12 protein-coding genes and 1 pseudogene are annotated in these 10,887 nt (G+C 59.2%); 9 read left to right on the forward strand and 4 right to left on the reverse strand.

The features are described 5' to 3' along the window. Positions 1–190, reverse strand: a 190-nt coding sequence (locus GKC28_RS25375; RefSeq protein ID WP_174148167.1) for a DUF6429 family protein, incomplete at its 3' end; no start/stop codon positions are given. A gap of 81 nt (positions 191–271) precedes the next feature. Between GKC28_RS25375 and GKC28_RS25380 the strand changes: the two genes are divergently transcribed. The 5 genes from GKC28_RS25380 (at position 272) to GKC28_RS25400 (ending at position 3,645) form a co-directional block, all read left to right on the forward strand. Continuing rightward, the gene (locus GKC28_RS25380; RefSeq protein WP_174149726.1) at positions 272–1,030 is read left to right on the forward strand and encodes a PRC-barrel domain-containing protein; all 759 of its coding nucleotides are present in this window, start codon (positions 272–274) and stop codon (positions 1,028–1,030) included. Positions 1,031–1,087: 57 nt separating this feature from the next. Next, on the forward strand, positions 1,088–1,852 hold the full coding sequence (locus GKC28_RS25385; protein ID WP_254604407.1) for a glutaredoxin: 765 nt from the start codon (positions 1,088–1,090) through the stop codon (positions 1,850–1,852). Positions 1,853–1,976: 124 nt separating this feature from the next. Further along, a complete protein-coding gene (locus GKC28_RS25390; RefSeq protein WP_174149727.1) occupies positions 1,977–2,594 on the forward strand; it encodes a hypothetical protein in 618 nt (205 codons plus the stop codon). A gap of 310 nt (positions 2,595–2,904) precedes the next feature. Next, entirely contained in the window at positions 2,905–3,102 is a 198-nt protein-coding gene (locus GKC28_RS25395; protein ID WP_174149728.1) for a CsbD family protein, read from the forward strand. A gap of 324 nt (positions 3,103–3,426) precedes the next feature. Next, positions 3,427–3,645: a hypothetical protein gene (locus tag GKC28_RS25400; protein ID WP_174149729.1), complete on the forward strand. Its 219-nt coding sequence runs from the start codon at positions 3,427–3,429 to the stop codon at positions 3,643–3,645. Positions 3,646–3,997: 352 nt separating this feature from the next. On the opposite strand, the pseudogene GKC28_RS25405 reads toward GKC28_RS25400, so the two are convergent. Both GKC28_RS25405 and GKC28_RS26960 read right to left on the reverse strand, forming a co-directional pair. After that, positions 3,998–4,204 (reverse strand): annotated as a pseudogene (locus tag GKC28_RS25405) (IS6 family transposase); the annotation flags it as partial. Between the two features lie 9 nt (positions 4,205–4,213). Beyond that, complete coding sequence (locus tag GKC28_RS26960; RefSeq protein WP_368041172.1) at positions 4,214–4,690, reverse strand: AAA family ATPase; 477 nt, start codon at positions 4,688–4,690, stop codon at positions 4,214–4,216. Positions 4,691–4,891: 201 nt separating this feature from the next. On the opposite strand from GKC28_RS26960, the gene GKC28_RS25415 reads away from it, so the two are divergent. From GKC28_RS25415 to GKC28_RS25430, 4 genes are all read left to right on the forward strand, one after another. Further along, a complete protein-coding gene (locus GKC28_RS25415) occupies positions 4,892–6,499 on the forward strand; it encodes an ABC transporter substrate-binding protein (RefSeq protein ID WP_174149731.1) in 1,608 nt (535 codons plus the stop codon). Positions 6,500–6,633: 134 nt separating this feature from the next. Then, on the forward strand, positions 6,634–7,590 hold the full coding sequence (locus GKC28_RS25420; RefSeq protein WP_174149732.1) for an ABC transporter permease: 957 nt from the start codon (positions 6,634–6,636) through the stop codon (positions 7,588–7,590). 12 nt (positions 7,591–7,602) lie between these two features. Beyond that, positions 7,603–8,664 (forward strand): ABC transporter permease, encoded by a 1,062-nt coding sequence (locus tag GKC28_RS25425; RefSeq protein WP_174149733.1) that lies wholly within the window; start codon positions 7,603–7,605, stop codon positions 8,662–8,664. A 5-nt stretch (positions 8,665–8,669) separates the two neighbouring features. Further along, entirely contained in the window at positions 8,670–10,319 is a 1,650-nt protein-coding gene (locus GKC28_RS25430) for an ABC transporter ATP-binding protein (protein WP_174149734.1), read from the forward strand. A gap of 350 nt (positions 10,320–10,669) precedes the next feature. Here the strand turns inward: GKC28_RS25430 and GKC28_RS25435 are convergent. Beyond that, positions 10,670–10,887: transposase domain-containing protein (locus GKC28_RS25435; protein ID WP_174149735.1), on the reverse strand; the 218-nt coding region annotated here is incomplete at its 5' end.

A 10,887-nucleotide genomic window follows, 5' to 3' on the forward strand; every position in this document is an offset into this window, starting at 1 on the left:
AGCGCTGTAGCCCTTCATCAGTCAGCACGACAGATTTGGCCCGGTTAACCGGGTCATGGATCAAACCCTTCCGATGCAATCGATCCAGTGCCGACCAGTCCATTCCCTTCCAGGCGCGACGCTCATCATGCAGCGTCAACCAGAGCAGTCCCAGAACCGCGTCGTCGATCTTGTCCTCGTCGATCTCCATGAACAACGGGTATCACATCACAGCGCCAATGGGACCGCGGTCTTCGCCGGAGCCTTACAGCAAACCAGACGGGAGGCAAAAATGCTGCATTCCTACAGCGACCTGAAGACCTTTGCGATCCGAACCGAAGACGGGCGGACCGGCAGAGTCGATGACTTCTATTTTGACGATTCCACTTGGAAGGTCCGCTATCTGGTGGTGCATTCAGGTTTTTTCATGACCGGGCGTCAAAGCCTGGTCGGGGCCGATCTTTTAAAAGCGCCAGATGTCTCAGAACAAGAATTTCCGGTCGCATTGACCGAGGAGCAGCTGAAATCGGCCGTGCCGCCTGAATCTGATGCGCCGGTAAGCAAGCAGACCGGTGGCACCGTCAAGGCAGAAGATATCCCGCTATGGCCGACCTTTCTGATTGGAGCCAGTGACCCCTATTCGCCTGCATTGGCCATGGACCAGCTTGGACTTGATCCGTTGGGCAAAGGGGGGCGCTCCAGTGAGAAGCGCGGCGATCCGCATCTGCGCAGCATGGCAGAAGTCTCGGGCTACACGGTCGCAGCTTCTGATGGCGAGTTCGGCTCGGTCATTGATTTCCTGATAGACCCCGACGGCTGGCAACTGCAGTATCTGGTAATCGACACCGGCAATTGGCTGCCCGGCAGGCAAGTGGTGGTGACAACCGGGTGGATCACTGAGATCGACTTGACGGAAGGGAATATCCGGGTCGGCGTCAAACAGCAGGCTATAGAGGACGCCCCGCGCCTTCGTGATGTCGAAGAACTCAAGCGCAGCAGTCTCCAGGAAGCCATGGAGCGGTACGGAGCCATCGGGTACTGGCCGGTTTGATCCTCAAGACTGCGGGCAAACCCACTCCGCTCTGCGAGCCGCAACGGGGATTGGAAGATGTCAAAGGACCACGCTGAAAAAACGGCCGCTCTCTACCGGATGGTCACGCCCGGCCATCTGTGCCCCTACGGCCTGAAATCAAAGGACCTGCTTGAACGGCAAGGCTTCCGGGTGCTGGATTACCATCTTAAAACGCGGGAAGAGACCAAAGATTTCATGGAAAGGCACGGGGTCGAAACCACGCCGCAGGCATTCATCGGCGGCGAGCGGATAGGTGGATATGATGATCTGCGCGTCCATTTCGGCCTAGCCTCCCCGCAGGAGACGCGGAGTGATGCAAGCTATCAGCCGGTGATCGCCATCTTTTCGGTAGCCCTGTTGCTGGCACTCGCGCTGTCATGGCATCAGTTTGGTACACTTTTCACACTCCGGGCGGCAGAGTGGTTTATCGCCCTGTCTATGACTCTCCTTGCCATTCAGAAGCTGCAGGATGTCGAAGGCTTCTCGACCATGTTTCTTACCTACGATTTGCTGGCTCGCCGGTGGGTAATCTACAGCAAGATCTACCCGTTCGCCGAAGGGCTTGCAGGCATCCTCATGACCGCAGGGGCTCTGACTTGGATCGCCGCTCCAGTTGCATTCTTGATCGGGGCGATCGGAGCGGCCAGCATCATCAATGCCGTCTACATCGAAAGGCGCACGCTCAAATGTGCCTGCGCGGGCGGAGGCTCCAAGGTTCCTCTGGGATTTGTGTCCCTGACCGAGAGCTGCATGATGATGGCAATGGGGACCTGGATGCCACTGAAATCGCTTCTGTTCTGAAACAGTTCGCCATTCTCCGCGCAGGAGATCAGAAATCGCGCCGCCAATTGCTCCTCTGACTTGGGATTATGGGTTTGCAAACATTGGCAACTCAATGGAAAATGCCGGAGATAGGGGGCATTCATTGGCAGACGAAAAACCAAAACGCGCTGAACGCTTGCAATTGATGCTGACCAACGACGAGATCGAACTCGTCGATAACTGGCGTTTCGAGAACAAGATGCCCAGCCGTTCGGCTGCCGTGCGCGCCTTGCTGCGCCTCGCTTTCGAAGCTGACGAACTGTCGGGCGGGACCGACGAACGCGGCGCGGTCGGCGTTTCCTCCGCTGATGTCGGAATTCTCGATACCGATGAACGTGTCGACAGGCTTGTTTCGATAGAACAAGCCGAGGCCTCTATCCTCATCGCGGGAACCGACCTCTTGGCCGGGCATGCAGCCAAGAGCATTCTAGCCGACGCAGGCTTCTATGCTGTCGGGCCGATCACAGCTGCAGAGAATGTCCAAGACACAGGCGCTGTGGCGGCCTTGCTGATAGCGGGCCACTCTCAACAATCTCTCGGTGAGATTGCAAGGAATGTGCGTGCGCTAGAAGTACCAGTCCTTGTTGTTATGGATGGCGATACCGCCGAGGAGTTGCCGGCAGGATTTGACGATTCGCCAGTTATCAGCTACCTCAGCATGCCCGAGGCGTTGCAAGAAGCGTTGAGAAAACTGCTCTCCCATTCCGAAGAAAACACCTAGCAGCAGGCTACTGCTGCCGCAGCCTATGGCAATAGGCGACTTCACGGAGCAGGCGATGTTAGTGCCAAGCGCACAATAGATGCTGCTTCCTCGTTCGCTGCGAGCAATGCAGGCCTCGTGCGCATCACGGGTGATCTGATGCAGTGCCGCGGAGAATCCTGCCTGGCAGCGCTATATCAGTGAAAGTTTAAAGTATGCCCGTGCCGCTAAAGCAGGGCTTTTGGCGGGACGCTGGGAACCCGCCGGAAAAACTAGCTGGGTTCCAGCGTTTCTTTACCGTAACACGCAACTTTCGAGGAGGGAGATTGATATGAACTGGGAACAGGTCAAAGGCCAGTGGCAACAGCTTAAAGGCCAAGCACAGCAGATTTGGGGTGAAATCACTGATAATGAATGGGATCAGATTGATGGGCGCCGCGAAGCTCTGGTTGGCAAGATCCAGGAGCGGTATGGCCGCCGGAAGGAAGAAGCCGAACGAGAGATCGATGAATGGCTGCATAAGCTGTAATGTTTTGATCAAAAAATAGAGGTAATAGCGGCCTTCAGGCCTGCTTCCTGCAGGTTCCCACGCTGGAGGCCAACTGCCTGGGTCAAGGCGTGTGGAGAAAATCCGGGCGGCCCGATATCGACGGCAAAAGAACGGCCCGAAATAGCCAATCCGATGTTGCAACTGGGTGAGCGCGGCGTAGCCGTGTTCGGTTGGATTATGAATCTGGCCGATCCGCCAAATGATCGGGGTGCATTCTATGCCTGCCCATGCCTGCCAGAAGGAACGGGAAACTGGGTGCGGCGATGATGCCCCCCAGAGAGTTGAGTTCGAATAGGAGTGAAAATGACGAAAGTTACTGAAGATCAGTTTCATTGGGAGGGCGACAGGCTCATTCATAGGCCAACCGGTGCTACCTTTAGTCTGAACTCCGAGTGGGTGAACTTTGGCCGTGCCGGTGAAACTCTTGACGACAGCACCAGCTATGAGCGTGAGGATGTTGCAGATGTAGCGAGCCGCATGGTGTTTGCCGAGAGGGAGTGCCGCAAGGCTGGGCCGAGCTAGGGGTAGGCTTTTCCCACACCCGCCGGCGCCTCTGGTGACCTTTCTGCTTTGCGCAGCCGGTGACATTTCTGGATGGTTGCAACAGGTCTGAACGGCAGCGTATTATAGAAGCCTACAGACGATACTGGTTTGTGCAATCGGCTGGTAGGGTTCACCTTTCCCGCACAGCATCACTTCTATCGCAGTTCTTCAGAATGGGACCGATCCGCGATACTTCTTCAATAAGCAGGTCTAGGTCCTCGCGCCTGGTGCGATGGTTGCAGATTGCCACCCGCAGACAATGATGTCCTGCAACGGGTCCGTTGCATTAACAGCAGAGGGCTGTGTTTGTCGTCGGCGCTGAACGGTCCCGGCGGATCTTTGCGGCAAATTGATGCCCGAACCGGTTCACCCAGTCACGGATCGTCTCGTACGAGACTGTGACACCTCGTTCCGCCAACAGATCTTCGACGTCGCGCAGGCTCAGAGTGAACCGATAATAGGCCCAAACGGCGTAACCAATCACACTCCGTGGAAACCGGAAGCCTTTGATCCGCGACAAATCTTCGATGTTCAGCATGACAGAAAACTACCCCGCCGATGCGTCAGCAACCTGACAAAGCCGATTGGGGTCACCGATCAGGATCAGGCGTCTTACCTGCCGCCAGTCGATGGCACGCATGAGGCTGGCCATAAGGACAAGGTCCAGCATCGACGCTTCACCAACGACAATTGTTCCGCTTCCGGGCGCGTTTGCCGTCGGACCGCTTGAAGATGAGGTTGTTGTTGAGCCAGCCGCCTTTCGCCAAGCGAGAATGGACCGTGGCCGTGGTAACGCGCTCGCTCTCACGTCCGTGCATTTTGGCACGCCGCGGTGGGAGGTCTTACCGGTCGGCGCCAGCACGGTGATCGGTGCCCCGTCGCCTTCAGTCTGCCGTACAGCGCGAATGATGGCGCAGATCACCGAGGTCTTGCCGGTACCGGCCGCTCCTGTGACCACTGACAAAGGCCGTCTGAAATTTTCTGCGCAGGCGTCCCTGACCGCGCTAAGGGATTTCCGGCGCACGCAATACGGCCGGGGCAGGTGATGGGACCGCGAGTTTCAAAAAAATGTCTTTTTTGTTTGGAGGTTAGAGCGACTTCATGTTTCGATAAGGCATATCGTAGTTGGGCGCTGCTGCAGAAACGCGACCGTGTCCTATCCTATCAAGGGGTTCAACCGCACAAGACAATTTTGAAGCCAACGCCCAAAAAGCAGGAGGTAAACATGACCAAGAAGAACCAGGAACTGATGAACCGGTTGGCTGAGGCAGCCCGCGCTGGCAGCATCTCGCGCCGGAGCTTCATGCACTACTCGCTTGCCGCCGGCATGACCGCCACGGCGGCGACTGGTCTCTGGACCACCAAGGCAGCCGCTCAGGCCAAACGCGGCGGCACCTTCCGGTGGGGCATTCACGACGGCAATACCTCCGACACCCATGATCCCGGTACCTATTTAACGCGGGTGATGATATTCCTCGCTCATACCCATCGCTCATACCTGACGATGATCAATGGCGACGGTTCGCTTGGCCCGGATCTGGCCGACAGCTGGGAGGCCAGCGTCGACGCGTCGGAATGGACCTTCACGATCACCAGCAATGCCAGCTTCCACAGCGGCCGCCCGGTGACCGCTCATGATGTGGTGGCCTCGCTCAACCACCATCGTGGCGACGCGACCACTTCTGCGGCCAAGGCCCTCTTGTCGGACGTGACCGACATCAAGGCGGATGGCGACCATACCGTCGTGGTTACCCTTACAGGGGGCAACGCTGACTTCCCGTGGCTTATGACCGACTACCACCTGGCGATCTGCCCGGCGAATGACGACGGAACAATCGACTGGAAATCCGGCGACGGCTCGGGGCCATACAAGATCGACGCGGGCGAATTCGGGGTTCAGTTCAGCTTGTCCCGCCATGACGGCTGGCACCGCGAAGGCGCCTATTTCGACAAGGTCGAGATTATCACGCTGAACGACCCGAACGCGCGCCAGACTGCGCTGGTCACCGGCGATGTGGATGCGGTGTCGCTGGTCGAGTTGAAGACCATGGCGCTGCTGCAGCGCGACCCCAACATCGTGATCCACAACATCCCCTCGGCGGGTGCGATCACCATGCCAATGCATTGCGATACGGCGCCGTTTGACAATCCGGACGTGCGCAACGCGCTGAAGCTGGCGATGAACCGCGACGAGATCATTGAGAAGATCGCCTTCGGAGCCGCCACCAAGGGCAATGATTTCCATCATTCGCCGGCGCAGCCCTATTGGCCCGACGACATCCCGCAGCGGGAATATGATCCGGACCAGGCGAAATCACTGCTCAAGAAGGCCGGCGCCGAGGGCCTGTCGGTCAGCCTGTCGACCGCCGACAGCGTCTATGCCGGCGCGGTAGACATGGCGGTGCTTTATGCCGAACATGCCAAGGCCGCGGGTATCGACGTTAAGGTCGTGCGCGAACCCAACGACGGCTATTATTCCGATGTCTGGCTGGTAAAGCCCTTCACCCTGGTCAGCTGGGGCGCGCGTCCGACTCCGGACGTGATGTACACACTGGCCTACAAGGACAACGCCGCCTGGAACGAGAGCCGCTGGCAGAACGAGCGCTTCAACGAGCTTCTGCTGCAGGCCAAAGCCGAGCTGGACGACAGTCTGCGCGCTGAGATGTACCGCGAAATGGCTCTTCTGGCCCGCGATGATGGCGGCACCATCATCCCCTTCTTCAACAACTTCGTCTACGCCAACCGCGCGAATGTCGGGACACCCGAGAACCTTGCTGCGAGCTGGGAGAACGACGGTGCCCGCGCCGCCAGCCGTTGGTGGTTCACCAGCTGATCCCCGCTCCGGCGGACTTGGGCTCTGGAGATCCCGGAGCCCATTCACACCCGCCGCTGGGCTGCATGCCTGCTGCGGCGGCTACGGGGCCCAAAGCCGGCGCAAGAAAGCCGGATATAGAACAGGAGAGGTTCATGGGGGATCTATTAGGACTTGTGGCCAAACGGCTTGGATTTGGCCTGCTCACATTATTGGTGATCTCGGTGATCATCTTCTTCATGGTTGAACTCTTGCCCGGCGATATTGCCCAAGCCGTGCTGGGACAGGGGGCGACGGAGGAGAACTTGGCCGCCCTGCGCGAGCAGATGGGGCTGAACAAGCCCGCTGTGGTGCGCTATTTCGAGTGGCTCGGCAACGCCCTGACCGGCGATTTCGGCACCTCGATCGTGACCGGAGAGCGTGTCAGCACCATCATTACCGAACGGTTCATCAACACGTTGTTCCTGGCCGCCTACGCAGCCGTGATTGCCGTGCCCTTTGCAGTGACGCTGGGTATCGTTGTCGCGCTGCTGCGCAACACGCTGTTCGACCGTGTGGTCAATGTGCTGACGCTGACTTCGATCTCCAGCCCGGAATTCTTCCTCGGCTACATCCTGATCCTCTATCTGGCGGTGAAGACCGGCATGTTCCCGGCCATTTCCAGCCTGAGGCCCGGCATGACCTTTTGGGAGCTTCTGGACCGGACCTTCCTGCCGGCACTGACTCTGGTGCTGGTGGTCACGGCGCACATGATGCGCATGACGCGCGCGGCGATCATCAACCTGCTGGCTTCGCCCTACATTGAGATGGCGCGCCTGAAAGGGGCGCCGCCGTGGAAGGTGATCGTGCGCCACGCGCTGCCGAACGCTTGGGCGCCCATCATCAACGTGATCGCGCTGAACCTTGCATATCTCATTACCGGCGTGGTGCTGGTCGAGGTGGTGTTCGTCTATCCCGGCATTGGTCAGGCGCTGGTGGATGCGGTGTCGAAACGCGATTTCCCGATCGTGCAGTCCTGCTGCTTGATCTTCGCGGCGACCTTCATCCTTCTGAACCTGGCGGCGGATGTCGCGGCCATCCTGACCAACCCGCGCCTGCGGCATCCGAAATAAGGGAGAGGCATCATGAGCGTTTTTGTCATAATCTACTTCGCCTGCCTGATCGCCTCGTCCTGCCTGGCGGCCTATTACGAGAAGCGGCCGACCTTCCTGACCCTGTTTTCGCTGACCCTGATTAGCTTCGTGCTTGGCATCGTCGGTGGCGTGCCCGCGCTGCGTTTCGTCGCCACCGCGGCCGGGCTGCTGGCCTTTGCGGCCGGCATCTCCTTCGCGTTCCGGGAGTTTATCGTCATCATTGCACCGGCCAATATCTCCAAGGAGGTCCGGACCGCGCCGCTGACCGCGGCTTTCGGGATGTTCGTGATCTTCACCTATGCCATCGCCGGGATCTTTGCGCCCTGGATTGCGCCCTACGGCGAATCCGAGGTGATCGCATCGGCCTTTGCAATGCCGGATGAAAATATGCTGCTCGGGGCGGACCAGCTGGGCCGAGATATGTTCAGCCGGATCATCTACGGCGCGCGCAACACAGTCGGGCTGGCCCTCCTGGCGACTCTTGCGGCCTTCTTCATGGGCGCCTTTGCAGGATTGCTGGCGGCGACAAAGGGCGGCTGGTTCGACCAGTTCATGGGACGGTTTGCCGATGTGATCATGTCGATCCCCTCACTGATTTTCGCGCTGCTGATGCTGTCGATCTTCGGCCCGCAGGTTACCGTGATCATCGTAGCTGTGGCGATCATCTATGCCCCCAGGGTGTTCCGCTTGACCCGTGCGGTGGCGGGTAATGTCGTGGTGATGGATTATATTGAAGCAGCCAAGCTGCGCGGCGAGAAGACCTGGTACCTGATCCGCAAGGAGATCCTGCCGAACTCCACCGCACCGCTGATCGCCGAATTCGGTCTCGAGTTCTGCTTTGTCTTTCTTCTCGTCGCAGGGCTAAGCTTCCTAGGTCTCGGTATCCAGCCGCCGACAGCGGACTGGGGGTCGATGGTGCGTGAGAACGCCACCATGATTTCCTTTGGCGAAATCACGCCGCTGATCCCGGCGGCGGCCATTGCGCTACTGACCGTGGCCGTCAATTTCGTGGTCGACTGGATGCTGTTCCGGTCCTCTGGCCTGAAGGAGTAATCATCATGTCTGATAAGAAACAGGTCCTACTGGACATAAGGAACCTCCGTATCGAAGGCTACACCGGAGAGGAATGGGTGCCCATTATCAAGGGCGTCGATCTCAAGCTGCACCGTGGCGAGGTGATGGGGCTGATCGGGGAATCCGGCGCGGGCAAGTCGACCATCGGCGCCGCCGCCATGGGCTTTGCCCGCGACGGCACCCGGATCTCGGAGGGCTCTATCGAATTCGACGGGATGGAGCTGACCACCGCTTCCGAAGCCGAAAAGCGGGCCCTGCGCGGATCACGCATCGCCTATGTGGCGCAATCCGCAGCGGCCAGCTTCAACCCAGCTCACAAGATCATCGACCAGCATACCGAGGCGCCGCTGCACTACCGCATCCAGAAGCGGCTGGAGGCGCAAGAGGACGCGATGGACCTGTACGAGCGTCTGCGCCTTCCGAACCCCAAGGAGATCGGCTTCCGCTATCCGCACCAGGTTTCGGGCGGCCAGTTGCAGCGGGCGATGACAGCCATGGCGATGGCCTGCCGACCCGATCTCATCATCTTCGACGAGCCAACCACCGCGCTGGACGTAACCACCCAGATTGAGGTGCTGGCGGCGATCCGCGACATCGTTGACCAGTTCAATACGGCGGCGATCTACATCACTCATGATCTTGCAGTGGTGGCGCAGATGGCGGATACCATCAAGGTGCTTTTAAAGGGCGAGGAGGTCGAGCAGGCGCCGACCGAGGAAATGCTGCAGAGCCCGCGGGAAGATTACACCAAGTCGCTCTGGGCCGTGCGCAGCTACCAGCGGCCGCAGCAGTCACGGCCGGAGGGCGAGAAGCCGGTGATCTCGGTTCAGCACGTGGATGCGGCTTACACCGGTGGCGTCAAGGTGCTTGATGATGTCTCTTTTGACATCTACCGGGGCATGACCGTCGCTGTGGTGGGCGAATCTGGATCGGGAAAATCCACCGCGGCGCGCTGCATCACCGGCCTGCTGCCGCCGTCGAAGGGCCAGGTCCTGTCCAACGGCGAGCCCTTGCCGCCGAACTACCTGAACCGCAGCAAGGATCAGCTGCGCCAAGTCCAGATGATCTATCAGATGGCTGATACCGCTCTTAATCCCAAAGTGCGGATCAGCGAGATCATTGGCCGGCCTGCACAGTTCTATTCCGGGCTGCGCGGGGCGGATCTGAAACACCGCGTCGACGAACTGCTCGATCTGATCGAGCTGGATCCCTCGAAATTCTACAACCGCTATCCGCCGGAACTGTCCGGCGGCCAGAAACAGCGCATCGGAATTGCCCGCGCCTTGGCGGCAGAGCCGAGCTTCATTATCTGCGACGAGGTCACCTCAGCGCTGGATCAGCTGGTGGCCGAAGGCATCCTGAAGCTGCTGGACCGGCTGCAAAAGGAATTGGATCTGGCTTACATGTTCATCACTCACGACCTGGCGACGGTGCGCGCGATCGCCGACGAGGTGGTGGTGATGCAGAACGGCAAGGTGGTTGAGCAGGGGCCGAAGGACGAGATGTTCACGCCGCCGCACCACCCCTATACGGACCTGCTGCTCAGCTCGGTGCCCGAGATGGACCCAAACTGGCTGACCACATTGCTGGAGGAGCGCGGCGTGGAAAACGTTGGCGAAGCCGCCGACGTTTGACGGGTGCCGCTTGCACCGGTCACGAGGAGACCCGCCGACTGGTATCGTCGGCGGGTCTCTTCATTCAGGCCGGTTTTCAAAACAGCGCCTGCATGCGATCAGGCGGTGGCGCCGCCTGAGGCAAAGCTGCTGGCTCAGACCATTGCGAAGCCGGTCGCCACCATAGTCGCCAGAAGGATGCCGTAGACCAGGAAAACAGCGGGAAGAGTCCCGGCCCGGGTGCGTGCGTCGCGGATCATTTCGTCACGGGTCATGATGGTCCACTCCTTCGTCCGATATGCAGTTGTATTAGCCTGAGCTGATGAATCCGCACGTAGGGCGTATCCGTCCGGCGTGACCGCCGTTGACAATCAACTTGGCTGCCAATTCCAGGGCGCAAGTTCGTCGATGCGGTTGATCTTGTGATCGGCGATGTGGGTTAGCACCCAAGTCAGCCAAGCTTCCGGATCGACGCGGTTCATGCGGGCTGTCTCGATGAGAGTGTAGGCAATCGCCGCGGCCTTGCCGCCGCCTTCGGACCCCATGAACAGATAATTCTTCCGCCCGAGAGTCAGCGGCCTGATTGACC

This window comes from Leisingera sp. ANG59, from assembly GCF_013317235.1.
Taxonomy (GTDB): domain Bacteria; phylum Pseudomonadota; class Alphaproteobacteria; order Rhodobacterales; family Rhodobacteraceae; genus Leisingera.

What these genes read in the sequence shown, in the direction of transcription:
- GKC28_RS25380 (WP_174149726.1), top strand. Translation starts at nt 272, where the DNA reads ATGCTGCATTCCTACAGCGACCTGAAGACCTTTGCGATCCGAACCGAA.
- GKC28_RS25385 (WP_254604407.1), top strand. Translation starts at nt 1,088, where the DNA reads ATGTCAAAGGACCACGCTGAAAAAACGGCCGCTCTCTACCGGATGGTC.
- GKC28_RS25395 (WP_174149728.1), top strand. Translation starts at nt 2,905, where the DNA reads ATGAACTGGGAACAGGTCAAAGGCCAGTGGCAACAGCTTAAAGGCCAA.
- GKC28_RS25400 (WP_174149729.1), top strand. Translation starts at nt 3,427, where the DNA reads ATGACGAAAGTTACTGAAGATCAGTTTCATTGGGAGGGCGACAGGCTC.
- GKC28_RS25415 (WP_174149731.1), top strand. Translation starts at nt 4,892, where the DNA reads ATGACCAAGAAGAACCAGGAACTGATGAACCGGTTGGCTGAGGCAGCC.
- GKC28_RS25420 (WP_174149732.1), top strand. Translation starts at nt 6,634, where the DNA reads ATGGGGGATCTATTAGGACTTGTGGCCAAACGGCTTGGATTTGGCCTG.
- GKC28_RS25425 (WP_174149733.1), top strand. Translation starts at nt 7,603, where the DNA reads ATGAGCGTTTTTGTCATAATCTACTTCGCCTGCCTGATCGCCTCGTCC.
- GKC28_RS25430 (WP_174149734.1), top strand. Translation starts at nt 8,670, where the DNA reads ATGTCTGATAAGAAACAGGTCCTACTGGACATAAGGAACCTCCGTATC.